This is a genomic window from Bradyrhizobium sp. 195, assembly GCF_023101665.1.
Taxonomy (GTDB): Bacteria; Pseudomonadota; Alphaproteobacteria; order Rhizobiales; family Xanthobacteraceae; genus Bradyrhizobium.
In genome coordinates this window covers 3,606,742-3,632,905 of sequence record NZ_CP082161.1, presented here as the reverse complement: position 1 = coordinate 3,632,905, position 26,164 = coordinate 3,606,742, and the positions used below count along the sequence as shown (strand labels likewise).

The window sequence follows — 26,164 nt, the reverse complement described above, 5'->3', positions numbered from 1 at the left end:
AACCCCAACGGAGACTTTCTTTGACCATCAAGGGCAAGGCGTACATCGCTGGGATTTATGAGCACCCGACCCGGCATGCGCCGGACAAATCCACCGCGCAGCTCCATGCCGAGGTTGCCAAGGGCGCGATCGAGGATGCGGGGCTGACCAAGGATGACATCGACGGCTATTTCCTCTCTGGCGATGCGCCCGGCGGCGCCTGGCCGATGGTGGATTATCTCGGGCTGAAGGTGCGCCATGTCGACAGCACTGATACCGGCGGCTGCTCCTACATCATCCATCTTGGCCACGCCGCCGAAGCGATCGCGGCGGGCAAGTGCTCGGTCGCACTTATCACGCTCGCCGGCAAGCCGCGCACCGGTCCGGCTCAGGTGCGCGCTCCGGGCGCCGAGGCCGATTTCGAGACCGCCTATGGCGCAACGACCCATAATGCTTACGGCATGTGCGCCATGCGTCACATGCACGACTATGGCACGACGAGCGAGCAACTCGCCTGGATCAAGGTCGCGGCTTCCCATCACGCACAATACAATCCGCATGCGATGCTCAAGGACGTCGTCACCGTCGAGGACGTCCTGAGCTCGCCGATGATCTCCGATCCGCTGCGCAGGCTTGATTGCTGCGTCGTCACCGACGGCGGTGGTGCGCTGATCGTGACCACGCCCGAAATTGCGAAGAGCCTGAAGAAGCCTCTCGTGCGCCTGATCGGCCATGGCGAAGCCATGAAGGGTCCGCGCGGTGGCAAGGACCTCGACCTCACTTATTCCGCCGGCGTATGGTCCGGTCCGCGTGCGTTCGAGGAAGCCGGCGTCACGCCAAAGGACATCAAATACGCCTCGATCTACGACAGCTTCACCATCACGGTGCTGATGCAGCTCGAGGATCTCGGCTTCTGCAAGAAGGGTCAGGGTGGCAAATTCGTCGCCGACGGCAACCTGATCTCGGGCGTCGGCAAGCTGCCGTTCAACACCGATGGCGGCGGCCTGTGCAGCAACCACCCCGTCAACCGCGGCGGCATGACCAAGATCATCGAGGCTGTGCGGCAGCTGCGCGGCGAGGCGCATCCGAAGGTGCAGGTTCCGAATTGCGATCTCGCCATCGCCCACGGCACCGGCGGCCTTTTGGGTGTTCGCCATGCCGCCTCGACCGCCATTCTGGAGCGTGTGTGATGAGCGAAGCGAAGAAATATCCGGCCCCGGTCACGAACCCCGAGACCGCAGCGTTCTGGGACGCAGCGAAAGAGGGTAAGTTCATGATCAAGCGCTGCACCGCCTGCGGTGAAGCGCATTTCTTCCCGCGCTCGATCTGCCCGTTCTGCTACTCCGACAAGACCGTGTGGGAGCAGGCCTCGGGCGAAGCCACGATCTACACGTGGAGCCTGATGCGGAAATCGCCGACCGGTCCTTACGCGATCGGCTACGTCACGCTGAAGGAAGGTCCGTCGGTGCAGACCAATTTCGTCGACTGCGATCTCGAAAAGCTGAAGATCGGCCAGACGGTGAAGGTGGTGTTCAAGCCCACGGATGGCGCACCGCTGCCGTTCTTCACACTGGCTTGACTTCTTCGCTTCTCGCCAAGGGTAAAGGGCACAACGACCGGGATCCTCGCTGATGCGATTCCCGGCACGCACCGATCAACTGACGATCTCCTCACGGCGCAATTCGGCAATTTTCGTGGCGGAGAGACCGAGCTCTTTGAGCACATCATCGGTATGCTGGCCGAGCGTGGGCGGGGGCAGGCCGGGGCTACGTTCCTCCCCGACAAACGTGACGGGGTGGCCGACGCAATTCAGGTGCCCCGCCGCAGGATGATCGTACTGCATCATCAACTTGTCGGCCTTTGTGTGCGGATGGTCGAGAAGTTGCGCCAGCGTATTGATGGGCGAACAGGGAATGCCGACCTCGTTGAGCGCTGCGTTCCAATGCTCGACGGTCCTGGTCGAGGTCACCGCCTGGACGTGGTGCAATGTTTCACTGCGGTGCCTGACCCGATCGGCATTGGTCCGGAATTTCGGGTCATCCACGATGGCGCTCAAACCAGCAACGGCGCAGAACTTGCGCCAGAGGTTGTCGTTGGCGACCCCGATCATGATCGGTCCGTCGGCAGCCTCGAAGGCCTGGTACGGGCATAGCGACTCATGGCTGGAGCCGCATTTGGCTGGCTGCGTTCCCCGCTCCCAAAAGGTCTGGAGATTGTAGCCGAGCAGCCCGAGTGCCGTATCGAACAATGACACCTGAATCGCCGTTCCCCTGCCCGACTTTTCCCGCGCGAACAGGCTTGCAAGTATGCCACTGAACGCATGCACGCCGGTCATCTGGTCGATCGGTGAAATCGGGCTGCGAATATAACCACCGCCATCGTCGCCCGTCATGGACATGATGCCGCTGAACGCCTGCAGGATCACATCGTAGCCGGGCGAATTCTTGAGCGGACCGGTCCGACCGAAGCCCGAGATGCTGCAATGGACCAGGCGATCATTCAGCGCACAAAGGCTCGCAGCGTCGATTCCCAGTCGCTCCGCTACGCCGGTACCGAAACTTTCGATCGCGACGTCGGCGGACTTGGCGAGCTCATGCACCAGCTTGCGCCCCTTGTCGGATTTCATGTTGATTGCGATACTGCGCTTGTTGCGGTTGGCGCTCAGAAAGACGGTACCGAGCCCAGGGACAGGAAAGGGCGGCCACCCCCGCGTCTCATCCCCCTGCCCCACCGCCTCGACCTTGATCACCTCGGCGCCGAGATCACCAAGATATTGCGCGCAGAGCGGACCTGCGAGCACCTTCGACAGATCAAGAACCTTGATCCCTTCAAGAGGTCTGGACACGACGTCTCTCCTTGTCCGAAAATCGATTAGCTCAGCCCGGCTGCAAACAGGCCGCCGAGATAGGCTGGAAAGCCCTCCTGCGTGACCAGGACATAGTCCGCAGCGCGACGCTCGGAATCGTCAAGCTGGGATCGCCAGCTCGCGGCGGCGGCCTCGGCATCCGCCAGCCGCGCGCGCAGCACTTCCTTGCCGCAGGTCCTTGGTTCGTCGTCATGCCAATAGACGTCGCCCGCGACACACCCATCGAACTCGACCTTGCGCATGTGCTCGATCCGGAAGCCGGCCCGCGCAAACGCCTCGGTCAGCTCCTTGCCACGCTCCGACTGCACGCCGAGCACCTTCGAGACGGAAGCCACGGCTTCCGTGATCTTGGGATTTGCGCCCGTCTTTTGCATCCGTTCATGATCTAGCCGGCCGAGGAACAATGTCCTGATCATGTTGCGCGGCTCGCGTCGCTGGATCAGCTTTGCGAAGATCTGCATCTCAGTCCGTATGGCCGTATCGAAGTCCTGCGGGAGCCCCCGCTCAACACAGTCGAGAATGGCGGAGGGTGCCGGATAATGGCCGAGCGTCTCGGCCAGCATCTTGCTTCGCTTCTGTCCGATGATCGCGCTCACGTGCTCTGCGTCCGCGGCCCGGCGATCCGGCCGATCCCAGGGCTGCGCCGCCTGCGGCTGCGACAGCACCCAGCGCTCGGCGGCGGTGACTTCCTCGCCCGTCGCCACCAATTCATGTGCCAGTCCGGCCGCGACCGCCGCCTGCCGGCCGATCCGCGCGCCGTCGAGCAATACAGGCAGTGCAGCCTCTATCCCGATCAGACGTGGCAAGCGCTGGGTTCCACCGCCGCCGGGCAGCAATCCGACGAGTGATTCCGGCAAGCCGAACGTCGCCTGCGGGCGATCAGCAATGACCCGGTGATGTGCAGCAAGCGCAAACTCGCAGCCGCCGCCCAAGGCAAGGCCGGCGATTGCGACCGCAACCGGCTTCCCCGCCGTCTCGAGCTTGCGCAGACCGCGGCTCAATCGAAAGAAATGATCGAAGGCGAGCTGATCGCGATCACCCGGCGGCGCCGCCATAATCATATCGTAGGCCGCCTCCAGCTCCGCCAAGTCCGCGCCTGCACAGAAGGCGGACGTTTTGCCGGAACGGATAACGACGCCCGCCACATCGCTCTGTTTCAGCCAGTCCGCAAACAGGCCAAGCTCCTCAATCGCCGCATTCGAGAATACGTTCATCGAACGTCCGGGCATGTCAAAGATGAGGTGCAGGACGTGCTGCTGCGACACTTCGATGCGAAACTGCTTCAGCTCCAGCCCGTCCGTCATCGCTCCCTCTCCCTTCCTATTACCGTTCGTTGGTGTACGATCATGATTGCGGGAATTTCTTTTCGGGTTGTACGACCCGACCAATTACTGTACACTAGCAAACTAAATCAGACAGGAAGCACTTTGACAATGATCGAACGCACGATCTTTCGCGAGGAACACGAGATTTTCCGGCTGACGGTCCGCCGCTTCGTCGAGCGCGAAATCGTGCCCTTCCACGCCCAATGGGAAGAGGATGGGATCGTCCCGCGCGATTTGTGGCTGAAAGCCGGCGCAGCCGGTCTGCTCTGCTGCACCGTGCCGGAGGAATATGGCGGCATGGGCCTCGACTATCTCTTCGACGTGGTCGTGTTCGAGGAACTGTGGCGCGCCGGCGCCAGCGGCCCCGGCTTTCTCATCCACACCGACTTGGTCGCCACCTATCTCCTGTCGTTCGGAAGCGAGGCTCAGAAGCGCAAATGGCTGCCCAAGATGGTCTCGGGCGAGGCAATCGGCTCACTGGGCATGACGGAACCTCACGCCGGCAGCGATCTGAAGGCAATCCGCACCCGCGCCACGCGTGATGGCGACGACTTCGTCATCAACGGTCAGAAGGTCTTCATCTCCAACGGTCAGCTTTGTGACTTCATCGTGCTCGCGACCAAGACCGACGGCCAGGCCGGTGCCAGGGGCGTGACCCTGTTCATCGTCGAAAGCAATCGACCCGGTTTCAAGCGCGGCCGAAATCTGGAAAAGCTCGGCATGAGGGCGCAAGATACCTCCGAGCTGTTCTTCGACAATGTCCGTATTCCCGCCAGCAACATGCTCGGCACCGAAGGTCGGGGCTTTGCGCAGATGATGACAAAACTATCGCAGGAGCGTCTGGCCCAGGCCATTCGGTCGGCGACCGTTGCCGAGACCGTCATCGACTGGACGCTGCAATATACCTCTGAACGGAGCGCCTTTGGCCAGAAGCTCGCCGATTTCCAGAATACGCAGTTCAAGCTGGCCGAGCTCAGGACCAAGGCCGCCGTCGCGCGTGTCTTCACCGACAAATGCATCGCCCTTTTCATGGAAGGCAAGCTCGATCCCGTCGACGCTGCCATGGCCAAGATGTTCACGTCAGAGCTGCACTGCGAGACGGTCGACGAATGCCTGCAGCTCTTCGGTGGCTGGGGCTATATGTGGGAATATCCGATCGCCAGGGCCTATGCCGACGCACGCGTCGTCAAGATCGCCGGCGGCTCGATTGAGATCATGAAGACGATCATCGCGCGCCAGATGTATTCGCAGCGCGGATACGACATTCAGAAGAACGGGTCGGCCTCATAGCCCCCTCGCCTTCGCCCTATCGAAGGCCGCCAAAAAAACGACAAAACGACAAGGGAGATCGATGTTGAAGGGCCTATCGGGAAAAGTGGCCGTCGTGACCGGCGGTGGACAGGGCATCGGACGAGGATTGACGCTGCGGCTGGCCGAAGAGGGCTGCAGGATCGCGATCTTCGACGTCAACCCGCAAGGCGGCGAAGAGACTGCAAGGCTCGCGCCTCAGGCCGTCATCAAGACCTATGCCGTCGATGTGGGCGATGCGGAGTCCGTCAATGCCGCGGTCGCCAAGGTCGAGGCCGAGCTCGGGCCGATCTGGCTCCTGGTCAACAACGCCGGCTGGGATCGGCCGATGCCGTTCCTGAAGACCGATCGGGAACTGTGGGACAAGATCATCCGCATCAACCTCTATGGGCCGCTCAACACCCACAAGGCGATCGCGCCGCTGATGGCCGAGCGCGGCGGCGGCCGGATCGTCAATATCGCGTCCGATGCGGCGCGCGTCGGCACCAGCGATGAGGCCGTCTACTCCGCCTGCAAGGGCGGGCTGATCTCCTTCACCAAGTCGCTCGCGCGCGAACTTGCGCGCAAGAACGTCCTGCTAAATGCCGTTTGCCCCGGCCCTACCAACACGCCAATGATGGCGGCGGTGCTTGGCGAGGGCGAGCACGCCGTGAAATGGAAGGATGCCATGCTCAGGGGCATCCCGCTCAAGCGCATGGGTGAGCCCGACGACTACGGCGGGATCGTCGCTATGCTGGCTTCCGACGACGGCAAATTCATCACCGGGCAAACCATCTCCGTCTCCGGCGGAATGAACATGATCTAACCTGCGCGAGGAAATCCCATGACCGATCCCCAACAATTCACCGACGTCATCTACGAAGTCCGCGACCGCGCCGCATGGATCATCATCAACCGGCCGAAGGTCTACAATGCCTTCCGCGCGCGCACGCTGGACGAGCTCATCCAGGCCTTCCAGCTTGCCGGCAACGATCGCAACGTTGCAAGCATCGTACTGACCGGCGCTGGCGAGAAAGCCTTCTGCACCGGCGGCGACCAATCCGCGCATGAAGGCCAATATGACGGACGCGGCGTGGTCGGCCTACCGATCGACGAGATCCAGGGCTTGATTCGCGATGTGCCCAAACCGGTGATTGCTCGGGTCAACGGCTTTGCCATCGGCGGCGGCAACGTGCTCGCAACGCTCTGCGATCTGACCATCGCCGCCGAGCACGCCCAATTCGGCCAGGTCGGCCCCAAGGTCGGCTCGGTGGACGCGGGCTGGGGAACGGCCTTCCTTGCCCGTCATGTCGGCGACAAGAAGGCGCGGGAGATCTGGTATCTGAACGAGCGCTATACCGCCGAACAGGCGCGCGAGATGGGTCTCGTCAACAAGGTCGTCCCGATGGCGCAGCTCGACGCTGCTGTGAAGGACTGGACCGACAAGCTCGCGCAGCGCTCGCCGACCGCAATTGCGCTCGCGAAGCGCTCCTTCAACGCGGATTCGGACAATATCCGCGGCATCAGCAACTTCGCGCTCCATGCCGTAAAGCTGTTCTACGACACGGCGGAATCGAAGGAAGGCGTCGCGGCGTTCAACGAGAAGCGCGATCCGGACTTCCACAAGTTTGCGCGCTAAGGCCTCTCATGGCGCCTCACAAGGTCATCATCTCCTGCGCGGTTACCGGGTCGATCCACACACCGTCGATGTCACCGCACCTACCGGTGACGCCGGCCGAGATCGCCGAATCCGCGCTCGGCGCTGCTGCGGCGGGGGCTGCAATCGTGCATCTGCACGCGCGAAATCCGGCCGACGGGCGCCCGGATCAATCGCCGGAGGCGTTCGAGCCCTTCCTGCGCGTGATCAAGCAGAGCTCCAACGTCGTCGTGAATCTCACGACCGGCGGCTCGCCCTATATGACGGTCGAGGAGCGCGTGCGTCCGGCTGCGACCTGGAAGCCGGAGGTCGCCAGCCTCAACATGGGCTCGATGAACTTCGGCCTGTTTCCGATGCTGAAGCGGTACAAGTCGTTCAAATACGACTGGGAGCCGCAGATGCTGGAGGGCTCGCATGACCTCGTCTTCCGCAACTCGTTCAAGGATATTCGCTACGCCTTGGAGACGCTCAACAACTCCGGCGCGCGCTACGAGTTCGAATGTTACGACACGAGCCATCTCTATAACCTGCACTATTTCTGGACCGAGGGGCTGGTGAAGGCCCCCCTCTTCATCCAGACGTGCTTCGGCCTGCTCGGCGGCATCGGCTCGCATCCGGACGACGTCATGCACATGAAGCGAACGGCAGATCGGCTGTTCGGCGACAACTACCGCTGGTCGGTCCTTGGCGCCGGGCGCGCACAGATGCCCGTTGCAGCGATGGCGGCGGCGATGGGCGGCAATGTCCGCGTGGGGCTCGAAGACAGTCTCTGGATTAGCGCCGGCCGCCTCGCCGAAACCAATGCGGCGCAGGTTACGCAGGTGCGCAAGATCATCGAAGGCCTCGGGCTCGAGATCGCAAGTCCCGACGAGGCCCGTGACATGCTTCAGCTCAAGGGCGGCGACAAGGTCGCGTTCTAGCTCTCAACGCTTCTAGCTCTCAACTCATGGCGGACAGACATGCTGCCCAATCGCCCCGTATTCGATGAAGAGCACGTCCTCCTGCGCGAAAGCGTCCGGCGCTTCGCCGCCTCGAAGATCGCGCCGCGTTTCCAGGAATGGGAGAAGGCCGGGATCATTGATCGCGCATTGTGGCCGGCGGCAGGCGACGCCGGCCTGCTCTGCCCCCAGGTGCCGGAGCAATATGGCGGCATCGGTGGAGATTTCCGCCACAACGCCGTCGTCATCGAAGAGCTCGCCTATTCGGGCTTCGCTGGTCCGGCCACCGACTTCTCGGTCCACAACGATGTCTGCTGCGGTTACATCCTGAGCTACGGCACCGAAGAGCAGAAGAAAAAATGGCTTCCGCGCATGATTTCGGGTGAGGCCGTATGCGCCATCGCCATGACCGAGCCGGGGACCGGCAGCGATCTCCAGGGCATTCGAACCCGCGCCGTGCGCGACGGCGACGAGTATGTCATCTCTGGACAGAAGACCTTCATTTCGAACGGCCAGATGTGCGACCTCGTCATCGCGGTGACACGTACCAATCCGGACGGCGGATCGCGCGGCATGAGCCTGATCCTCATCGAAACCGATCGGCCGGGCTTTCGTCATGGTCGCAATCTCGACAAGCTCGGCCATCTCTCTTCCGATACCTCGGAGCTTTTCTTCGATCAGGTCCGTGTTCCCGTCACCAATCTCCTTGGTTCGGAGGGTGGAGCGATGGCCGCGCTGATGAGCGAGTTGCCGCAGGAACGCTTGACAATCGCACTCCACTCGATTGCGTCGGCGCAGAAGGCGTTCGACATCACCAAGGCCTACGTCCTGGAGCGCAAGGCGTTCGGACAGGCCATCGGCTCCTACCAGAACACACGCTTCAAGCTCGCGGACCTCAAATCCGACCTTCAGGTCGGCTGGGCCTATGTCGATCAGTGCCTGAGCCAGCATATCCGTGGAGAGTTGACGACCTATGCCGCCTCGACCGCAAAATTGTGGGTCACCGAGATGCATGGGAGGCTGGTCGATCAGTGCCTGCAGTTCTTCGGCGGCTATGGCTTCATGCGCGAATACGAGATATGCCGCCTATTTGCGGACGCACGCGTACTGCGGATCTATGGCGGCACGTCGGAGATCATGCGGGAGTTGATCTCCCGCAATCTCTGACGCGTCAGTAGCTCTTCGGCAGGTCGAGCACCTTCTCCGCGATGAAGCTCAGCATGAGTTGCTCGGTAATCGGTGCGAGCCGGGTGATCGAGACTTCGCGGAACAGGCGCTCGACGTGATACTCCTTGGCATACCCGAAGCCGCCATGCGTCATAATGGCTTGCCAGGCGGCATCATGCCCAGCGCGCGCACCGAGGAATTTGGCACTGTTGGCCTCGGCGCCACACGGCTTTCCGGCATCGTAGAGCCAGGCGGCGCGCATTGCCATCAGCCACGCTGACTCGAGGTACATCCATTTCTCGGCTAGCGGGTGCTGGATGCCCTGGTTCTGACCGATCGGACGGTCGAACACGACCCGCTCCCTGGCATAGCGGGTGGCACGGCGCAACGCATCCTGCCCGATTCCGATCGCCTCGACCGCAATCAGGATGCGTTCGGGATTGAGACTGTGGAGGATGTAGGAGAAGCCCTTGCCTTCTTCGCCGATCCGATCTGCCTCGGGAATGAAGAGGCCGTCGATGAAAATGGCGTTGGAATCGACAGCCTTGCGTCCCATCTTCGGGATACGACGCACTTCAATCTTGGAGCGATCGAGATCGGTATAGAAGATGGTGATGCCGTCGGTCGGCTGCTTGCAGTCCTCGAACTTGGTCGTCCGTGTCAGCAGCATGATCTTGTTCGCGATCTGTGCAGTGGACGTCCAGACCTTTTGTCCGTGCACGCGATAGCCGCCAGGGACTTTCTCTGCGAATGTCTTGATGCGGGTGGTGTTTAGCCCGGCATCAGGCTCGGTGAAGCCGAAGCAGCATTGGTCTTCGCCCGCCACGAGGCGCGGCACCCAGCGGCGCTTCTGGTCATCGGTCCCTTTCACCACGATCGGGTGCGGCCCGAAGAGGTTGATATGCACGGCCGACGCCGACGTCATGCCGCCACCGTGGCTCGCGACTTCATGCATCATGATCGCGGCCTCGGTGACCCCCAGCCCGGCGCCGCCATACTCCTCGGGCATCGTAATGCCAAGCCAACCGGCTTCGGCCATGGCGCGATGGAATTCGCGCGGGAACTCGCCGTCGTCGTCACGCGCCAGCCAATACTCATCGTCGAACCGCGAGACGACTGCACGCACGCCTTCACGGATCGCCGCATGATCTTCGGGCACGTCGACCTGATTGGAGAATGACCTGTTATCCATTCGAATGTCCCTCCCCGACCGACGCAAGGGTACGCCGCGCCGCCACCAGATGCGGAATGTCGTACATCTTCCCGTCGATCCCGACCGTACCGACATCCGGCGCCGCGGCGAACGCCGCGACGACGCGGCGTGCGTGTACGAGATCGGCATCCGAGGGCGTGAAACAGGTATTGATGGTCGCGACTTGATCGGGGTGGATCGCGACCCGACCGATGAAGCCGTCACGGCGTGCGAGGCGGCAGCTCTCGGCGAGCCCGTCCTGATCCCTGAAGTCCGCATAGAGCGTATCCAGCGCAGCGACACCGGCCGCACCCGCGGCGAACAGGCATTGCGCGCGAGCCACCTGGTAGGGGAAGGTCCAGTTGCCGTCCGCCTCCTTGTTCGTGAGCGCACCCAAGGCCGCGCTCAGGTCTTCCGCTCCCCAGGTCATCGCAACCAGCCGCTCGTTCTTGCGCGCGTAGCCATTGAACCCAATCATGGCGGCCGGCGTTTCGGTCGCAACAACCAGCAGCTTGACGTGCCCCGGCGGAATGCCGGCCGCGACCTCCAGCACATCGACATAGTGCGAGACGAGGTCGACATCCTCGATGCCGTTGACCTTCGGGATGAGGAGACCGTCGAGTCCCGGACGAACCACCGCCGCCAGGTCTTCCAGCGTGAGGCCCGTCCCGAACGGATTAATGCGGACCAGGAATGACCAGTTGCGCGGCCGCCCGCCCAACAGCTCCTTCACGGCTCCTCGCGCAAAAGCCTTCCGCCCGGGTGCCACGGAATCCTCGAGGTCGAGGATCAGCGCATCGGCGCCGATGCCGTCCGCCTTGGCGAATTTGCGCTCGCTGTCGGCGGGCACGAAGAGAAGCGAGCGCAGCTTCATGCGGGCCTCCGCATCATCAACCCGCTTCGGCGGCAGTACACCACTTCCTCATCGCGCTGATTGAAGCCGCGATGTTCGAATGTCACGATGCCCTGCGTCGGTCGCGACTTGCTCTCCCTGACTGCAATCACTTTGGTCTCGGCCCGCAGCGTGTCACCGGCAAACACCGGTCGCGGGAATTTGGTGTCCTCCATGCCGAGATTGCCGACCGTGGTTCCCAGCGTCGTGTCCTGGACCGACAGGCCGATGATCAGGCCGAGCGTGAAGATCGAATTCATCAGGGGCTTTCCGAACTCGGTGCCCTTGGCGTATTCGTGGTCGATATGGACCGCCGCCGGATTGTAGGTCAGCGACGAGAACAGGATGTTGTCCATGTCCGTCACCGTGCGCCGGATTTCATGGACGAAGGTCTGTCCAACCGAAAACTGCTCGAAGTAAAGCCCCGCCATTGCTGCCTCTTGTCATCTATTGCAGGGTGATGCGGCGGTCGCTGCCGCCGCAATATCCTTGTCTCCCGCCCGACTTCTACCGTATACTCATATCGTACACAAGCGTACTAGTTATGAGGGAACGCTCATGTCCCGGCGCGAAAATCGACAGGTGCGGCTGACGACCCGGCCAAGCGGGATACCGCAGGCCGAACACTTCTCGCTCACGACAGAGCCCGTGACCGCACCCGGCAAAGGCGAGATCCTGGTCGAAAACCGCTATCTCTCGGTCGATCCGGCACAGCGCGGATGGGCCAATGACGAGGGGAACTACAGCGCGCCGGTGCCTCTGAACACGCCGATGCGCGCGCTCGCCGTGGGCGAGATCGTCGAAAGCAATGTGCCGGCGTTTCGGCCTGGGGAATTCGTTTACGGATGGTTTGGCTGGCAGCGCTATTGCGTCGCCACACCGGACGCCGTTCTGCGCCGCGTCGTTCCATCCGCCCTCCCGCTCAGCGCCAATCTCAGCGTGCTCGGCATGAACGGCCTGACCGCCTATCTCGCCTTTCACGGCCTCGGTGATCCCAAGCCCGACGAGCACGTGCTGGTGTCGACGGCTGCCGGCAGCGTCGGAAGCTTTGTCGGCCAGCTCGCGCGCATCGCAGGCTGCCGAGCGGTCGGCCTCACCAGCTCCGCCGACAAGATCGCGCAGGCCAAGGCCCGGTATGGCTATCAGGACATGATCAATTACCGTGAGACCGCCGACCTGGGCGCGGCGCTTCGCGCGGCATGCCCGGAAGGCAATGATATCTTCTTCGACAACACCGGCGGCGAGATCGCCGATGCCGCGATTCGGACCATGCGGCTGCGCGGACGCATCATCCAGTGCGGCACGGCCGCGAACGCGTCCTGGACGCCCGTTCCGAGCGGCCCACGCCCCGAACGCGAGGTTCTCACGCGCCGCCTGCGCTGGTCGGGCTTCATCATCTTCGATTACCTCACCGAATTCGACGCGGCTGCGGCGCGCCTCGCCGAGCTCGCGCTTGCCGGCAGGATCGTCCACGACGAGCAGATCCTCCCAGGACTGGAGCATGCCCCCGGCGCAATCGCGCAGCTCTATCGCGGTGAAAACCACGGCAAGTTGATCATCGCTGTCGACTGATCGACCGGCCGCTACGCGCTGGCCTTCCGTTTCATCACCTCGGGCAATTTCGCGCGGTGGAAGCCCTCGAAAGGCAGGCTGCGATTGTGCGGCGCGAGCTTCCATGTCGTGCGGGCATTTGGCGTCCCGCCATCGACGCGGATGCAGGATCCGGTGACATAGGCAGCTGCAGGCGACAGCAAATATGTGATTGCGGCGGATATCTCGGCCTCCGTCCCGAAGCGCTGAAGCGGCACGCCAGCGGTGAAGTCATGGAGCTTCTTCTGCATCTCCGGTGTGTAGGTATCGAACCCACTGGAGACGATGCCGCCGGGGGCGACGGCGTTGACGCGGACGCCTGAGGACGACCATTCGCACGCAGCCGTCTCGGTCAAGGTGAGCATGCCGCCGCGGGCGGCCGCCGAGTGGCCGAACTCCGGCCAGCCATGCCAGATATCGGCGATGATATTCACGATCGAACCACCATTGGCCTCCATCCAGCGATTGTAGACCTCGCGCATGAAGATGAAGCCGCCGGTCAGGTTGTTGCGCACGACGGCCTCGAAGCCTTTGGTCGAGATCGTCTTCAACGGCGCCCGGAATTGTCCCCCCGCATTGTTGACCAGGCCGTCAATGCGGCCGTAACGCGCGAGCACGGCGTCAATTGCGCCAACCACCATGGCCTCATCGCGGATGTCGCAGGCATGGCTCATCGCCTGTCCGCCGTCTTCCTCGATCTCACGCTGGACTTCGACGAGCTTTTCCATCGTTCGGCCGAGAATTGCGACATTCGCACCGAGGGCCGCAAGCTCGTGAGCGGTGCACCGTCCAATCCCGCTGCCGCCACCGGTCACGATGATGGCCTGCCCTTTGAACAGGTCCGGCCTGAACACCGACTGGTATGGCATCTCCTGTCTCCCTTGAACGTCGTGTGGTTGGCCGTCTTCTCTCTTCGGCAAGCGAGGACGGCATTGCGCGTCATGATCGTACACTTTATTACTATATGACATCAAAGACAATCACCGATGGAGAGCGAGCCCATGACGAAGCCGAGCACCATCACCGTCGAGAGCCGCGGCGCGATCGATATCCTGACGTTGAACCGTCCGGCCGAGCTCAACGCTGTCTCCCCCGATATGATCGCGGAACTGGCCGCCTATTTTATCGACCTGCACGACCGACCGACGACGCGCGTCGTGCTGTTGCGCGGCAATGGGGAACAGTTCTCCGCCGGTGCTGAACTCGGATCGGATGCGTTTGCCGCGCCCGGCAAGGGTCGGCCGCAGCGCCAACTCAAGGTGCAACAGAACTACTCCGGGGTCATCCGCCTGATGCGGTCATGTCCGCAGCCGATCATCGGGCTCGTCCACGGCGCGGCGTGTGGCGCGGGCTTCTCTTTCGTGCTCGCCTGCGACGTCCGCTTTGCGGCGCCCGACGCGAGGATGAACGCTGCCTATATCCGTATCGGTGTCGGCGGCTGTGACATGGGCTCGGGCTATCTACTGCCACGTCTCGTCGGCCTCTCAGTGGCCTCCGAGTTCCTGCTCACGGGTCGCTTCCTCAAGGCTGAACGGGCGAAAGCGATTGGGCTGGTCAGCGACATCGTTCCTGCCGAAGATCTTCTGACAAAGGGCATTGAGCTCGCCGAGGATATGTTACGTGTGTCGCCGATGGGTCTGCGCATGACCAAGCAGGCCCTCAACATGCTGATCGACGCGCCGAGCCTCGACGCGGCGCTAATGATGGAGGACCGGCAACAGGTCATCCTCCTCGAAACCAACGATCATGCGGAAGCCGTCGCCGCGTTTCGCGAGCGACGAACTCCGACCTACTCCGACCAGTGACCTACTTTACATCGGCAAACGCCGCAGCAAGCTCGCGCAGCCTGAATTTCTGGATCTTGCCGCTGGCCGTGCGCGGAAGCTCGGCGACGAGTTCAACGCGCTCCGGCCAGAACTGCTTCGCCATCCTCGCCTCGCCAAGATAGGCCTGCATTGACGTCAGATCGATCGTGCAGCCGCTGCGGGGCACGACGAACGCACAACCGCGCTCGCCGAGCCGGGCATCCGGAAAGCCGACGACCGCGACTGCGGACACCGCGGGATGCTTGTAGAGCAGATTTTCGATCTCGACGACCGGCACATTCTCGCCGCCGCGGATCAGGATGTCCTTCACCCGGCCGGAGATCCGAATGTATCCGTCCTTGTCCATGTAGGCGAGGTCGCCGGAATCGAACCAGCCGTCGCCGTCGAAGGTCGGCAACTCCGGCCGCTTGTAGTAGCCCTTGAACATCTGAGCACCTCGGACCAGCAACCGGCCCGGCTCGCCCGCAGGCACTGGATTCCCCTCGGCGTCGACGATCCTGACTTCCATCCCCTCCAGCGATCGGCCGTCCGTGCTCGCCGACTTCTCGGCCGCGCGTGACGGCTCTGTCAGCGTCCCCGACAGCACTTCCGTCATACCCCAGAGCGAACAGACCTTGAGACCGAGTTCACCGGCCGCACGCTCGATGAGAATCGACGGAATCGGCGCCCCGCCACACAGGAAGGACCGCAGACTCTTCGGCTGCGGCGAGCCATCCTTCACGGCATCACAGATGTCACTCAGGAACGGCGTCGAAGCCGCAGTATAGGTGACACCTTCACGAGCCATCAGGCTGACGCCGCGTTTGGCTTCCCAGACGTCCTGAAGGATCATCGTGCCGCCGAGATACACGGACAACAGGACGACCGCAGCATAGCCGGTCATATGGCCCACCGGAGAGGCCACCAGCAGCACGTCGCTGGAATCAAGACCGAACCGGCCTGACAATGCCTTGCAGCATGCGATCAGCGAGTTCGACGTGTGCATGACGCCCTTCGGCTCGCCGGTCGTGCCCGACGTGAACATCAGCACGGCCATGTCATCCGGGCGTAAGCCGGGCGGGAGCTCGTCTGCGCCGGCCGATAGCAGCATTCCCTCAAACCCCTGGTCGCCCTCGCCGTCGGCGACGATCACGTGCTTCAAGTGCGGCAGCTCGGCGCGCATGCCCTGCGCCATCGCCGCATAGTCGAAGCCACGGTAGCTTTTCGGCACGATGAAGACCTTCGCCTGGCAGAAGTTCAGGATGTAGACCAGCTCGCGCTCTCGCAGGATCGGCATCACCGGATTCATGACCGCGCCGATCTTGCTGCATGCGAAGGCCGTGACGACGAACTCCCACCAATTGGGTAATTGCACGGTGACCACGTCGCCGTGCCCAACGCCGAGCCGCAGCAGCGAGCTCGCGGCCCGATTGGCGAGATCATCCAGCTCCCTGTAGGTGAAACGCCGGCCCTGATCGCGATCGGCGCGGTCGGCAACTACCGCGACCTTGTCGGGAGATCTTGCAACGACCTCCGTCAGAAGCTGATCGACGGTTTTGTCCAGCCAATAGCCGGCTTGCCGAAAGTTCGTATGAGACGTGTCTCGTATGGCGGCGACCACGATCATTTCTCCCTCTACTGGTGCTCTTTCCGGCTTCGGGGCCGGATTATTCATTCGCTATGATACGTTACTGTAGCGTACGATTTCTTGCCAATGGTCGAAATTGTCGCTTCCGCTCGTATTCATCTTCCGGAAAACACCGGCTTCCGCTTCTCGACGAATGCCCTGACGCCTTCCTGCGCATCGGCCGTTCGCGACATCGCGGCGAGCGTCTGCGCCTCCTCCTCGAGCTGGCTCTCGAACGATCGATCGGCCGTTTGCGAAAACAGACGCTTGATCGCGCCAAACGCCTCCGTCGGGCCCGTCGCAAATTGCCTTGCCAGCCGCGCAGCCTCCGTCTGCACCGCAGCATCCGGAACGACGAAATCAACCAATCCAAGCGACAGCGCCGTCGCGGCATCGAGCGTCTCGCCGAGCAGGAAAAAACGTCTTGCGCGCGCGACGCCGATGCGTCGCGTGACGGTCGTGGTCGACCCACTGTCTGGGCTGAAGCCGATCCTGGAGAAAGCAGCCGAGATCTTCGCCGATTCCGCCATCACCACGAGGTCTGCCGCCGCCATCAGCGAAACGCTGCCGCCCGCGACGTTCCCATGAACCGCCGCGACGACGGGGGCTCGCATGCGCACCATCCGCGAGAGCGCTACGTGAAGATCGGCGGTCCAGGCCTTGATCGTTCCGGGCAGCGCGTCGCCCTGCTTCATAAACGCCGCGAGGTCGCCGCCCACACTGAACAGCCGCCCGCGTGCGGATAGCAGCACGGCCCTGACGTCAGTACGCTCGCTCAGTTCAGCAATCGCCAGGCCAAACTCGCGACAGAAGTCGCCGTCAATCGGATTGCCACGGGTGGGCTGATCCAGAACGATATGGACAAGACCACCGTCGATGGTGCATTCGAAACTCTTTGTCGGTATGGCCAGTCCCATCGGCTCTTCCCTTCATAACGCGCCCGAGGCGCCGGCTCCCCAGAAGCTCAGATGGAGCGCGCCTGTTTCTCTTTCTGAACCGATGCTTGAATGGATTCGCGCGCACGCTGCCAGTCGGCCGCCGATAGTTTTGAAAGGCCTGCGAAAGTGCTTGGCGCCGCCAGATGATGCCCGCCGTCGATACTGATCGTGTCACCCGTGATGTAACTCGAGCCATCCGACATCAGGAAGATCAGGAGATTGCGCAACTCGTCCATCTTGCCGAAACGGCGTAGCGGCACCTCCTCGGCCTGGGTCGCGCCGACGCCGGTCTCGGCGAGCGGATTAAGCTTGTCCCAGGCCCCCTCGGTCGGGAACGGGCCGGGCGCGATGGCATTGACGCGGATATTCTTGGGTCCCCACTCGACCGCGAGCGACATGGTCATGGCGTGTACGGCGGCCTTCGCCATCGCCGCTGGCACCACGTAGGCCGATCCGGTCCACACCCAGGTGACCAGGTTGCTAATGATGCTGCCTGGGAGGCCCGCGGCGATCCACCGCTTGCCACAGGCAAGCGAGACATAGAACGAACCATCCATCACCGTGGAGCGGACGGCCTCGTAACCGCGCGGCGACAGGCTTTCAGTGGGGGCGAGGAAGTTGGCCGCGGCGTTGTTGACAAGCCCTGTGAGTGGCCCCTCCGCCCAGATGCTCGACATCATCGCTTCGACGCTGTCGGGATCACGCACGTTGGCAAGCAGCGCGGAAACCGCCCCTCCGGACCTCTCGCCGATGTCCCGCACGGCCTGGTCGAGGACCTCTTTCCTCCGCCCGCAGATGTAGACGTGAGCACCGTGGGCGGCGAAACCGACCGACATCTCCTTGCCGAGACCTGTCCCTCCGCCCGTTACCAGGATGCGCTTTCCCTTGAGCACAGCGGGGTCGAACATGGCGACTTCCTTCCTGTGATTGAATTCCTGCCACGGGCGCCTCTGCAATCTGGTGAAGGGGCGCCTACCACCAACTAATACACTAGCGTACTGGTTTTGTAAATCTGAGGTCCCGGCAAGAAATGAGGGATTTTCGGCCGGTCCCACGACCTTTCCTTTAAAATACGCTGGTGTATGGTATTAGTTGAACCTCTACCTCCGACTCGCCTCAAGGGAAACATCGATGGTTGATCAGCCCGATTGGGATCTTCGGCTTGGATATCTCATCCATGACGTATCGCGGCTCAGGAGGATGATGTTCGATCGGGCGCTTGCGCCGCTCGGGATCACCCGCTCGCAATGGTGGGTCCTGGCGTTCATTTCCCGCAAGGATGGCCTTCCCCAGGTGCAGCTCGCCAACGAGCTCGATGTCGGCAAGGTCGCCGTCGGGGCCCTGATCGATCGACTGGAGACATCGGGCTTCGTAGTTCGGCAGGCCGATCCGGTCGACCGGCGGATCAAGCGCGTCTATGTCACCAAGCAGGCCCGCGGATTCCTCGAAAAGCTCCGGAAGGAAACCGACAAGTTCAATGCAAGAATCGTCAATGGTATCGATCGCAAGCAACTGGAAGCCGCTTCGGAAGCGCTCCTTGCGATGAAGCACAACCTTCTGGCCATGTCTGATGGCACGGAGACCGAGCGTGGAGAGGGCGAGGAGGAAGACGCGCCGCGGTCCAAAACCCGGAAAAAGCGGCGGGCGGCGGCCTGAGGCCAGCCACCCGCCTGAGGTGCTCCGGGAGGAGTCCTTGGGAAGCTCATGAGACGATGTCTCGCCCCCAGATATCGGCGTTGGGCCGCGCTTCCTGCATCAGTTTCGCCACCTGAGGGCCGAGTTCGTTGGGATCCTCGACCGGCTCAATTCCTGGCCCCGCATGCCAGCCCTCGGCAACCTTGAGGATTCCATCGCCGGCCTCGAAGACGCGACCGGTCACGTCCTTTGACTCTTCGCTCGCGAGCCAAACCACGATCGGCGCGACCCAACGCGGGTTCCGGCGCTTGATCTCCTCCTCGGTGCGCTCACGCAATCCTTCGGTCATGCGGGTTTGCGCGCGCGGCGCGATCGCATTCACGGTGATGCCGTATTGGCGCAGCTCCATCGCGCTGATGATCGTAAAGGCGGCAATACCGGCCTTGGCCGCCCCATAGTTGCTCTGGCCGACATTGCCGAACAATCCGGAGGCCGACGAGGTGTTGACCAGGCGGGCGCTGACCGGCGCGCCACGCTTCTTGGTTTCCTGACGCCAATACTGCGCGGCATGGTGAGACGGGGCGAAGGTGCCTTTGAGATGCACCTTGATCACGGCATCCCATTCCGCCTCGGTCATGTTGACCATCATGCGATCCCGCAAGATGCCGGCGTTGTTGATGAGGACGTCGAGCCGGCCGAAAGCGTCGACGGCGGCGTCAATCAGAGCCTTGGCGCCGGACCAGTCGCTGACATCGCTGCCGTTCACGATGGCTTCGCCACCGGCGCGCCTGATCTCGTCGACAACCTCTTGAGCAGGCGAGAGATCGGCGCCCTCACCCGCTGCCGTGCTGCCGAGATCGTTGACCACGACCTTGGCGCCCTGCTCCGCCAGCATCAGCGCGTATTCGCGACCAAGTCCGCGGCCGGCCCCCGTCACGATCGCGACCCGCCCGGCACATAATCCTCCCATTTGTCGTCTCCCTGCCTAATTCTTCGTTTCGCCGCTCATGACGTCGCCGAACAGATGCCAGTTCGCCCCCTCGAAGCGCATCAACTGCCATTGCTTCACCGGGGCGAAATCGCCCGGTGACGTATTCAAGCGGATGCCGGGAAGCAGCATGCCCAGTTCGACCTCTTTCAGCTGCGCCGCCCGCCGCATGACGTTCTCGCGCGTGAGATCATCGCCACACTGCTTGAGCAGATAGACGAGCGCCTGCGCCGTGTTGTAGCCGTTCACGATCAGCGTATCGCTGCGATCCGCGCTCGGAAAATACTCATCCAAAAACTGGTTGAGCTGCTTGAGGCCGGAATCGTCTTTCCATGTGGGGTCGTTCGGATCCTTGAAATACGCAGCCGAGATCACCCCCTGCGCATGCTCGAACCCTGCGGGTTTGATCACGCTACCGATCGAGGCCGACACATAGCTGAGAAGATGCAGCGGCTGCCAGCCCAGCTCCGACACCTTCTTAATTGCCTGCGCCGCGAACTTCGGTGTTGCGATATTGAACAGCACGTCGGCGCCAGTCGCCTTCAGCTTGACGAGGTGGGAATCGATCGTCGGCTCCGACACGTCGAAGGCTTCCTCCGCAACGATCATTGACCCTGCCTTGTCGCCGAGCGCTTTCCTGATCCCCCTGAGGTAGTCCTTTCCGAAATCGTCGTTCTGGAAGAAGATCGCGATCTTCGCCGCGGGCCGCTCTCGAAGCACATATCTTGCGTAGATGTAGCCCTCGGTCTCGTAGCTTGGGGTAAATCCCATGGTCCAGGGAAAGTTCTGGGGATCATTCCACTTGGCCGCCCCGCTCGACACGAACAGTTGCGGCACCTTCCTGGCGTTCAGATATTTTTGCACGGCCGAGTTGGCCGCGGTGCCGAGCGCGTTGAAGACCAGCAGAACCTCGTCGCTCTCGACCAGCCGTCTCGTCTGTTCGACCGTCTTCGGCGGCGAGTACGCGTCGTCATATGACAGGAAGACAATGCGCCGGCCGTTAACGCCTCCCTCCGCGTTGACCTTGCGGAAATACGCCTCCTCGGACTTGGCGACCATGCTGAAGGCCGATGCCGGGCCGCTATAGGGCGACGTGTTGCCGATCTTGATCTCGGTGTCGGTGACACCTGGGCCATATCGCTTCTCTCCAGCCGAGGCCTGACTTGCGTGCAGACCAACCAGGATCACCGCCGCGGCCCTGACAGCGTCGCGACCTCCTTGTCGCCCAAAAAGCCGCGTGTACAGTCCCGCGACACAGGCCGCCCGACTTGAATGGCCAGCATCCCACTCCACGGCGCCTCTCCCTCTCGCTCCCATTGCACTGCCACGGGCAAATTAGTACACTTGTGTACTATGTGATGGGGCATAGTTGCAACTGCCATTCGATCGCATCCCGATAAATCGAAGCCTCGCAATCCCGGGAGGACATCTTGAACCTCGAAGCCGTACGGAATTTCCGTTTTGAGCCAGTCACTCAGAGCTACACGCATCGCGACACCATGCTGTACGCGCTCGGCCTCGGCTTTGGTTGCGATCCACTTGACCCAGCACAGCTCGATTTCGTCTACGAGGCGGCTCTCAAGGCCGTACCATCGATCTGCTGTGTGCTCGCCCATCCCGGATTTTGGGCGAGACGGCCTGAGCTCGGCATCGATTGGTTGAAGCTCCTGCACGGCGAGCAGCACTTCGAAATTCATGCTCCGATACCTGCGGAAGGTACGGTTAGAGCCGGCTATGAGATTGTCACCGCGGCGGATAAGGGCGCGGAAAAGGGCGCGATCCTTCACCTCGTCAAGACACTCGACGACGCTGTCAGTGGACGGAAGCTGGCGACGGTTCGCAGCGTGCTGTTCCTGCGCGGCGACGGTGGATGCGGCGGCTTTGGCAATGTCCCTGCCGAACCCGCCGCCCTTCCGGAGCAGGCCCCCTGGCGGGCCAAGGACATTGCGACGCTGCCCCAGAGCGCGTTGATCTATCGGCTGAGCGGCGACTACAACCCGATACATGCCGATCCCGACGCCGCCGCACAGGCCGGCTTCGACCGCCCGATCCTCCACGGCCTGTGCACGCTCGGAATTGCAACGCGCGCGGTGATAGCCACCCTCGCGGATGGCCAGCCCGACCGTCTCCTCTCACTGTCTGCCCGTTTCAGCCGTCCGGTCTTTCCGGGGGAGACAATCCGAACGGAATTCCTCTCCGTCGGCGGCGAAATCCGCTTTCGCTCACGGGTCCTCGAACGCGATCTCGTGGTGCTTGATCGGGGAACAGTAATACTCCGCAATTGACCTACTTCTTCTCGATCTTCGCGATCGCGACGATCTCGGCCCAGCGCCGCGTATCGGCTTCCTCGAACGCCTTCAGCTCGCCGGGGCCAGCGGGAAACGGCTTTGCACCCACGGACTCGAGATATCCGGCAGTATCCTTGCTGTTGACGAAGGCCAGCACTGCCTGACTGAGCTTCGTGACGATATCGGAAGCCGTACCTGCCCGCACAAAGACACCGACCCAGGCGGTCAGCTCGGCGCCCGGCAGTCCGGCCTGCGCGAGCGTCGGAACATCGAGCATGCCAGCCGGCCGATCGCTGCTCGTCACAGCGAGAATGCGCAACCGGCGGTCCTGGATCAATCCCTGCGCACTCGCAGGATCGGCGAAGACACAGTCGATCTCGCCCGCCAGCACGTCCGTCAGAGCCTGTGGCATCCCGCGATACGGAACATGCTGCATGTTGATCCCGGCCCTCGCCTGAAACAACTCCGCAGCACCCCGGCTCGACGTGTTGCCGCTTCCAAACGAAATTGGTTTCTCGCGCGCCTTCGCCAAGGCGATGAACTCTGCAACCGTTCTTGCCGGAAACTCCGGCTTGACGGCCAGCATCATCGGAATGGTCATGATCCCGGCGACAGGCGTAAAGTCCGCAGCGGGATCATAGGGCATCGCATTGAACAGGTTGATGTTTGCCGCCTGCGTCGAGTTTGTGGTGACGAACACCGTGTAACCGTCGGCCTCGGCCTTCAGCACCGCAAGCGCGGCCAGATTGCCGTCAGCTCCCGGTTTGTTCTCGATCAGCACAGTCGCTCCGGTCTCGATGCGAATGCTTTCGGCGAGCCGCCGCGTCACTGCATCAGTCGCGCTGCCTGCGGGGAACGGCACGATGAGGTTGATGCGTCGCGAGGGATAGGTTTCCGCTGCCGCCTGCTGCCAACTGGCCGTCGCGATCAATACGGCGAGAAGGTACTGAGCGATCGCACGCCGAAATCGCATGGCTTCTCCTTGAGTGTAAGTCGCACTTGACGATACGCTCGGCGGCTCAGCCGAGCCCGTAGTTCCGATTTGTTCCGATATCGTACTCTGCTTTACAATCTACGAGAACACCCTCTGGCCGACTTCAGAAGACATCAGGCGCACGGTTCCGACTCGCCGCTCGTCGGGCTCAGTTCGACGCGGTCGGCCCTTGGAAAAAGCCCCTCGTCCAGATCAATATCCGCCGCGAAATGCATGGGATCGGCGTGGCCGCAGATCACGTCCGGAAAGTGCCAGTTCACGGTCCCCAGAACGGTCTCCCCGGCAAGTACCGCAATCTTCAGCGGATGCCTCGCACCCACGCCGCGTGCGCTCTGATAACCGTCCGCAACGCAGTAGAGCTCAATCCGCATTCTGTCCCCGGCCACGTACTGGACCGACAGCTCGATCTCGCAGAAGCCAAAGGCGGGATCATCCTGCGAGCCTCCGGCGTAGAAGTAGAAGGCGCCGATCTTGCCATGTGCGCACGGACCGAGCTTGTAGTCCTTCGGCACCTGCGGATCCGGTCGTGCCGGCGTGCGAGGCGGCAACGGGCCGAGCGAACAGAATTGGCGATAGGAATAGCATTGCCCCAATGTCTCCTCCCTATCCGAGCACAAACAGCCGCTTTGCATTGGCGGATAGCACTCCACGTTCGACAGACAGGGCCTGCTCGGCGAACTGTGCCGGCTTCTCTTGCTTGATCGTGAACGGGTAATCCGACCCAACAACGAGCCGGCCTGTCCCGACCTTGTCAGCGAGATATCGCAGCGCCGGTCCGTCGTAGAGTATCGTATCATAGTAGAAGGACCGGGCGATCTCCGTCGGATTGCTCGCGAAGAGACTCTCCAGCGGCGGCCCCATCCCATACGCGTGGCGCAATCTCGGCATCAGCCAGGGTAGTGCTCCACCGCCATGGCTGAGCAGGACTCGCAAGGCAGGAAAGCGCTCGAGCACGCCGCTGGTCATCAACGACACGGCGGCAAAGGCTGTCTCCAGGGGAAAAGCGGCCACCGCCGCAAGCTCCGGACGGCCGCCCATTCGATCAAGCCCGAGGGGATGCAGCGGATGGATCATCACCGTCAAGCCGCCCTGTTCCGCCGCGGCATAGACGTCATTCAGGCACGTATCGCCGAGCGCCATACCATCGATGTGTGTGCCGATCTCGATGCCACGCAGACCGAGCGATTTCACCTCTTCGATGCGCCGCACGGCGAGCGCAGCGTCTTGCATGGGGATCATCCCGATCCCGACAAAGTGGCCCGGATGATCTGTACATAGGGCCGCGATCCCCTCGTTAACGTGACGGCACAACGCGTCCGCGTCGGCGGTCGGGAACCAATGCGACAGTAATTCCGGCATCGGCGAGACGACCTGCACATCGATGTCGTCAATCGCCATATCGTCGAGCCGGCGGCGCGCGTCCCAGCTTCGAGAGTCGATCACCCGAAACACTTTACCCCCCACCATAACGGCGGCCGAAGCGTGGCGGATCTCGACGGAGGGCCAGAGCGGATTGCGCCCCGGTTCCGCGGGGATATGCCGCGGAACGAAATGGGTGTGGGTATCGATCGCTTCGACCAAGGCGTTTTCCCGACGGATTTCTTGCGCTGCAACCCGCGTACCCGACAGCCTTACGAAGATGCAGGTCGTCCGCTTACAAGCAGGTTGGACTGTTTTTATTATCTAGGCAACCCAATATTCGTATGCTAGTGAACAATCTAACAAGGAATGCGACGGGCAATCGCACCAAGGAGCAAAGCGAGCGTGGCGCGAACGATCAACGACATCGTGATCGCGGGAGCCGGCCAGGCCGGAGCGCGTGCTGCGGAAGCGATGCGAGCCCGCGGGTTTAGGGGTTCGATCACGATGATTGGTGAGGAGCCCCACCCGCCCTACGAACGCCCGCAGCTGTCAAAGAGCCTGCTGCAATCTTCCGATGCGCCTGTCGCCTACATCAAACAGGCCGCAGACTGGACCAGGACGCTTGATATCCGCATCGAGACTGGCGCCCTGGCGATTGATTGCGATGCCGATCGCCACATCGTGTCGACCGCAGATGGACGCAATTTCCATTTCGACAGGCTTTTGCTCGCGACAGGCACACGGCCGCGGCGGCTTCCCGCGCTGGAAGGTGCACGCATCGAGGTCCAGTATCTGCGCAGCGTCGAGGACGCGCTCCGATTTCGTCGTCACATCCAGGCCAGGTCGCAAATTGCGATCGTCGGAGGCGGCGTCATCGGCCTGGAAGCTGCTTGCGCCGCTGCCAAGAGCGGCTGCCAAGTCACTGTGATCGAGAGCGAGGAGCGTCTCCTCGCACGCGCGTTTCCGCCGCTGGTTAGCGGCCTCGTTGCCGACAGGCACCGCAGCCACGGTGTTACTTTTGTCTTCGGCGCGACGGTGACCGGAAGCACGTCGCGTTCGGTCAATCTGAGCAATGGCGCGGAGATCGCCGCCGACCTGGTTTTGGTCGGCGTCGGCGTCACCCCTTCGGCCGAACTCGGCGTCCGGCTCGGTCTGCCCGCCGCCGAGGGTATCGCCGTCGACGCCTGCGGCCGCACCGCAATGCCCGACATCTTCTGTGCGGGTGATGCCGCCCTGCAATGGAGCCGCTGTCACGGCCGCGCGGTCCGCGTCGAGACCTGGGCCAACGCCCAGAACCAGGCGATCTCCGTCGCCGCCAATATGATCGGAGAACCGAGGGAATACGACGACCCGCCCTGGTTCTGGACCGACCAATACGACCTGAACATCCAGGTCACCGGCGATATGCGCGATGCCGATCACATCGCGCGCGGCGATCCGAACAACGGACGATTTTCGATCATGGCGATGCGCGGCGCCGAGCTTGTCGGCGCGCTCTCGGTGAACGCGGCGAAGGATATGGCGATGCTGCGGCGGATCATCGCTGCCGATGCAAGGCCGCGGCGCACTGATCTGGAGGCACCGGGCTACGACCTCAGATCGGCGCTAAAACCACACTGAGATATCGAAGGAGG

At 62.4% G+C, this 26,164-nt stretch carries 26 protein-coding genes; 12 read left to right on the top strand and 14 right to left on the bottom strand.

Annotated elements, in window-relative coordinates; all coding sequences use genetic code 11:
- Positions 1-20: 20 nt before the first annotated feature.
- Entirely contained in the window at positions 21-1,169 is a 1,149-nt protein-coding gene (locus tag IVB26_RS16565; RefSeq protein WP_247972626.1) for a thiolase domain-containing protein, read from the top strand.
- Positions 1,169-1,558 (top strand): Zn-ribbon domain-containing OB-fold protein, encoded by a 390-nt coding sequence (locus IVB26_RS16560; protein WP_247972625.1) that lies wholly within the window; start codon positions 1,169-1,171, stop codon positions 1,556-1,558. The genes IVB26_RS16565 and IVB26_RS16560 overlap by 1 nt, the downstream gene beginning before the upstream one ends.
- A gap of 75 nt (positions 1,559-1,633) precedes the next feature.
- Here the strand turns inward: IVB26_RS16560 and IVB26_RS16555 are convergent, their stop codons facing one another.
- Positions 1,634-2,779, bottom strand: coding sequence for a CaiB/BaiF CoA transferase family protein (locus IVB26_RS16555; RefSeq protein ID WP_247973186.1), 1,146 nt, complete (start codon positions 2,777-2,779; stop codon positions 1,634-1,636).
- 71 nt (positions 2,780-2,850) lie between these two features.
- Positions 2,851-4,059 (bottom strand): enoyl-CoA hydratase-related protein, encoded by a 1,209-nt coding sequence (locus tag IVB26_RS16550; protein ID WP_247973185.1) that lies wholly within the window; start codon positions 4,057-4,059, stop codon positions 2,851-2,853.
- A gap of 132 nt (positions 4,060-4,191) precedes the next feature.
- Between IVB26_RS16550 and IVB26_RS16545 the strand changes: the two genes are divergently transcribed.
- The 5 genes from IVB26_RS16545 (at position 4,192) to IVB26_RS16525 (ending at position 9,219) form a co-directional block, all read left to right on the top strand.
- Positions 4,192-5,460, top strand: coding sequence for an acyl-CoA dehydrogenase family protein (locus IVB26_RS16545; protein WP_346732876.1), 1,269 nt, complete (start codon positions 4,192-4,194; stop codon positions 5,458-5,460).
- A 61-nt stretch (positions 5,461-5,521) separates the two neighbouring features.
- The gene (locus IVB26_RS16540) at positions 5,522-6,283 is read left to right on the top strand and encodes an SDR family oxidoreductase (protein ID WP_247972623.1); all 762 of its coding nucleotides are present in this window, start codon (positions 5,522-5,524) and stop codon (positions 6,281-6,283) included.
- A gap of 18 nt (positions 6,284-6,301) precedes the next feature.
- Complete coding sequence (locus IVB26_RS16535) at positions 6,302-7,096, top strand: enoyl-CoA hydratase-related protein (protein ID WP_247972622.1); 795 nt, start codon at positions 6,302-6,304, stop codon at positions 7,094-7,096.
- Between the two features lie 8 nt (positions 7,097-7,104).
- Positions 7,105-8,034 (top strand): beta-keto acid cleavage family enzyme, encoded by a 930-nt coding sequence (locus IVB26_RS16530; protein ID WP_247972621.1) that lies wholly within the window; start codon positions 7,105-7,107, stop codon positions 8,032-8,034.
- 39 nt (positions 8,035-8,073) lie between these two features.
- A complete protein-coding gene (locus IVB26_RS16525) occupies positions 8,074-9,219 on the top strand; it encodes an acyl-CoA dehydrogenase family protein (protein WP_247972620.1) in 1,146 nt (381 codons plus the stop codon).
- A gap of 4 nt (positions 9,220-9,223) precedes the next feature.
- Here IVB26_RS16525 and IVB26_RS16520 read toward each other — a convergent pair whose 3' ends face one another.
- Genes IVB26_RS16520 through IVB26_RS16510 form a run of 3 tightly spaced genes read right to left on the bottom strand, consistent with a single transcriptional unit; the run spans position 9,224 to position 11,734 of the window.
- Positions 9,224-10,411, bottom strand: a complete 1,188-nt coding sequence (locus tag IVB26_RS16520; RefSeq protein ID WP_247972619.1) for an acyl-CoA dehydrogenase family protein — start codon at positions 10,409-10,411, stop codon at positions 9,224-9,226.
- Entirely contained in the window at positions 10,404-11,285 is an 882-nt protein-coding gene (locus IVB26_RS16515) for an HpcH/HpaI aldolase/citrate lyase family protein (protein WP_247972618.1), read from the bottom strand. Before IVB26_RS16515 ends, IVB26_RS16520 begins: the two co-directional genes overlap by 8 nt.
- The gene (locus tag IVB26_RS16510) at positions 11,282-11,734 is read right to left on the bottom strand and encodes a MaoC family dehydratase (RefSeq protein ID WP_247311537.1); all 453 of its coding nucleotides are present in this window, start codon (positions 11,732-11,734) and stop codon (positions 11,282-11,284) included. The genes IVB26_RS16515 and IVB26_RS16510 overlap by 4 nt, the downstream gene beginning before the upstream one ends.
- 127 nt (positions 11,735-11,861) lie before the next feature.
- On the opposite strand from IVB26_RS16510, the gene IVB26_RS16505 reads away from it, so the two are divergent.
- The gene (locus IVB26_RS16505; RefSeq protein ID WP_247972617.1) at positions 11,862-12,875 is read left to right on the top strand and encodes an NADP-dependent oxidoreductase; all 1,014 of its coding nucleotides are present in this window, start codon (positions 11,862-11,864) and stop codon (positions 12,873-12,875) included.
- Positions 12,876-12,886: 11 nt separating this feature from the next.
- Here IVB26_RS16505 and IVB26_RS16500 read toward each other — a convergent pair whose 3' ends face one another.
- On the bottom strand, positions 12,887-13,762 hold the full coding sequence (locus IVB26_RS16500) for an SDR family oxidoreductase (protein WP_247972616.1): 876 nt from the start codon (positions 13,760-13,762) through the stop codon (positions 12,887-12,889).
- Between the two features lie 132 nt (positions 13,763-13,894).
- Between IVB26_RS16500 and IVB26_RS16495 the strand changes: the two genes are divergently transcribed.
- Positions 13,895-14,698, top strand: coding sequence for an enoyl-CoA hydratase/isomerase family protein (locus tag IVB26_RS16495; RefSeq protein WP_247972615.1), 804 nt, complete (start codon positions 13,895-13,897; stop codon positions 14,696-14,698).
- A 1-nt stretch (position 14,699) separates the two neighbouring features.
- Here the strand turns inward: IVB26_RS16495 and IVB26_RS16490 are convergent, their stop codons facing one another.
- The 3 genes from IVB26_RS16490 to IVB26_RS16480 form a co-directional block, all read right to left on the bottom strand.
- Positions 14,700-16,325, bottom strand: a complete 1,626-nt coding sequence (locus IVB26_RS16490; RefSeq protein WP_247972614.1) for an AMP-binding protein — start codon at positions 16,323-16,325, stop codon at positions 14,700-14,702.
- Positions 16,326-16,441: 116 nt separating this feature from the next.
- Positions 16,442-17,242 (bottom strand): enoyl-CoA hydratase/isomerase family protein, encoded by an 801-nt coding sequence (locus IVB26_RS16485; RefSeq protein WP_247972613.1) that lies wholly within the window; start codon positions 17,240-17,242, stop codon positions 16,442-16,444.
- A gap of 47 nt (positions 17,243-17,289) precedes the next feature.
- Positions 17,290-18,171 (bottom strand): SDR family oxidoreductase, encoded by an 882-nt coding sequence (locus tag IVB26_RS16480; protein WP_247972612.1) that lies wholly within the window; start codon positions 18,169-18,171, stop codon positions 17,290-17,292.
- 223 nt (positions 18,172-18,394) lie between these two features.
- Between IVB26_RS16480 and IVB26_RS16475 the strand changes: the two genes are divergently transcribed.
- On the top strand, positions 18,395-18,919 hold the full coding sequence (locus tag IVB26_RS16475; RefSeq protein WP_247972611.1) for a MarR family winged helix-turn-helix transcriptional regulator: 525 nt from the start codon (positions 18,395-18,397) through the stop codon (positions 18,917-18,919).
- A gap of 46 nt (positions 18,920-18,965) precedes the next feature.
- On the opposite strand, the gene IVB26_RS16470 is transcribed toward IVB26_RS16475, so the two are convergent.
- Together IVB26_RS16470 and IVB26_RS16465 are read right to left on the bottom strand one after the other, a co-directional pair.
- The gene (locus IVB26_RS16470) at positions 18,966-19,868 is read right to left on the bottom strand and encodes an SDR family oxidoreductase (RefSeq protein ID WP_247972610.1); all 903 of its coding nucleotides are present in this window, start codon (positions 19,866-19,868) and stop codon (positions 18,966-18,968) included.
- 15 nt (positions 19,869-19,883) lie between these two features.
- Positions 19,884-21,074: an ABC transporter substrate-binding protein gene (locus IVB26_RS16465; protein WP_247972609.1), complete on the bottom strand. Its 1,191-nt coding sequence runs from the start codon at positions 21,072-21,074 to the stop codon at positions 19,884-19,886.
- 242 nt (positions 21,075-21,316) lie between these two features.
- Between IVB26_RS16465 and IVB26_RS16460 the strand changes: the two genes are divergently transcribed.
- Complete coding sequence (locus IVB26_RS16460; RefSeq protein WP_247972608.1) at positions 21,317-22,171, top strand: MaoC/PaaZ C-terminal domain-containing protein; 855 nt, start codon at positions 21,317-21,319, stop codon at positions 22,169-22,171.
- Position 22,172: 1 nt separating this feature from the next.
- Here IVB26_RS16460 and IVB26_RS16455 read toward each other — a convergent pair whose 3' ends face one another.
- The 3 genes from IVB26_RS16455 to IVB26_RS16445 all read right to left on the bottom strand — a co-directional run bounded on the left by IVB26_RS16455 (position 22,173) and on the right by IVB26_RS16445 (position 24,749).
- Positions 22,173-23,147 carry a Bug family tripartite tricarboxylate transporter substrate binding protein gene (locus IVB26_RS16455; protein ID WP_247972607.1) on the bottom strand — a complete coding sequence of 325 codons (975 nt, stop codon included), beginning with the start codon at positions 23,145-23,147 and terminating at the stop codon, positions 22,173-22,175.
- Positions 23,148-23,281: 134 nt separating this feature from the next.
- Entirely contained in the window at positions 23,282-23,680 is a 399-nt protein-coding gene (locus IVB26_RS16450) for a hypothetical protein (RefSeq protein ID WP_247972606.1), read from the bottom strand.
- Positions 23,681-23,771: 91 nt separating this feature from the next.
- Positions 23,772-24,749, bottom strand: a complete 978-nt coding sequence (locus IVB26_RS16445) for an amidohydrolase family protein (RefSeq protein WP_247972605.1) — start codon at positions 24,747-24,749, stop codon at positions 23,772-23,774.
- Between the two features lie 183 nt (positions 24,750-24,932).
- On the opposite strand from IVB26_RS16445, the gene IVB26_RS16440 reads away from it, so the two are divergent.
- Positions 24,933-26,150: an NAD(P)/FAD-dependent oxidoreductase gene (locus IVB26_RS16440; protein WP_247972604.1), complete on the top strand. Its 1,218-nt coding sequence runs from the start codon at positions 24,933-24,935 to the stop codon at positions 26,148-26,150.
- Positions 26,151-26,164 lie beyond the last annotated feature (14 nt).

Excerpts from the sequence above, each read along its gene's own strand:
- IVB26_RS16560 (WP_247972625.1), top strand. The coding sequence starts at position 1,169 with ATGAGCGAAGCGAAGAAATATCCGGCCCCGGTCACGAACCCCGAGACC.
- IVB26_RS16550 (WP_247973185.1), bottom strand. The coding sequence starts at position 4,059 with ATGAACGTATTCTCGAATGCGGCGATTGAGGAGCTTGGCCTGTTTGCG.
- IVB26_RS16545 (WP_346732876.1), top strand. The coding sequence starts at position 4,192 with ATGATTGCGGGAATTTCTTTTCGGGTTGTACGACCCGACCAATTACTG.
- IVB26_RS16540 (WP_247972623.1), top strand. The coding sequence starts at position 5,522 with ATGTTGAAGGGCCTATCGGGAAAAGTGGCCGTCGTGACCGGCGGTGGA.
- IVB26_RS16535 (WP_247972622.1), top strand. The coding sequence starts at position 6,302 with ATGACCGATCCCCAACAATTCACCGACGTCATCTACGAAGTCCGCGAC.
- IVB26_RS16530 (WP_247972621.1), top strand. The coding sequence starts at position 7,105 with ATGGCGCCTCACAAGGTCATCATCTCCTGCGCGGTTACCGGGTCGATC.
- IVB26_RS16525 (WP_247972620.1), top strand. The coding sequence starts at position 8,074 with ATGCTGCCCAATCGCCCCGTATTCGATGAAGAGCACGTCCTCCTGCGC.
- IVB26_RS16520 (WP_247972619.1), bottom strand. The coding sequence starts at position 10,411 with ATGGATAACAGGTCATTCTCCAATCAGGTCGACGTGCCCGAAGATCAT.
- IVB26_RS16515 (WP_247972618.1), bottom strand. The coding sequence starts at position 11,285 with ATGAAGCTGCGCTCGCTTCTCTTCGTGCCCGCCGACAGCGAGCGCAAA.
- IVB26_RS16510 (WP_247311537.1), bottom strand. The coding sequence starts at position 11,734 with ATGGCGGGGCTTTACTTCGAGCAGTTTTCGGTTGGACAGACCTTCGTC.
- IVB26_RS16505 (WP_247972617.1), top strand. The coding sequence starts at position 11,862 with ATGTCCCGGCGCGAAAATCGACAGGTGCGGCTGACGACCCGGCCAAGC.
- IVB26_RS16500 (WP_247972616.1), bottom strand. The coding sequence starts at position 13,762 with ATGCCATACCAGTCGGTGTTCAGGCCGGACCTGTTCAAAGGGCAGGCC.
- IVB26_RS16495 (WP_247972615.1), top strand. The coding sequence starts at position 13,895 with ATGACGAAGCCGAGCACCATCACCGTCGAGAGCCGCGGCGCGATCGAT.
- IVB26_RS16490 (WP_247972614.1), bottom strand. The coding sequence starts at position 16,325 with ATGATCGTGGTCGCCGCCATACGAGACACGTCTCATACGAACTTTCGG.
- IVB26_RS16485 (WP_247972613.1), bottom strand. The coding sequence starts at position 17,242 with ATGGGACTGGCCATACCGACAAAGAGTTTCGAATGCACCATCGACGGT.
- IVB26_RS16480 (WP_247972612.1), bottom strand. The coding sequence starts at position 18,171 with ATGTTCGACCCCGCTGTGCTCAAGGGAAAGCGCATCCTGGTAACGGGC.
- IVB26_RS16475 (WP_247972611.1), top strand. The coding sequence starts at position 18,395 with ATGGTTGATCAGCCCGATTGGGATCTTCGGCTTGGATATCTCATCCAT.
- IVB26_RS16470 (WP_247972610.1), bottom strand. The coding sequence starts at position 19,868 with ATGGGAGGATTATGTGCCGGGCGGGTCGCGATCGTGACGGGGGCCGGC.
- IVB26_RS16455 (WP_247972607.1), bottom strand. The coding sequence starts at position 23,147 with ATGCGATTTCGGCGTGCGATCGCTCAGTACCTTCTCGCCGTATTGATC.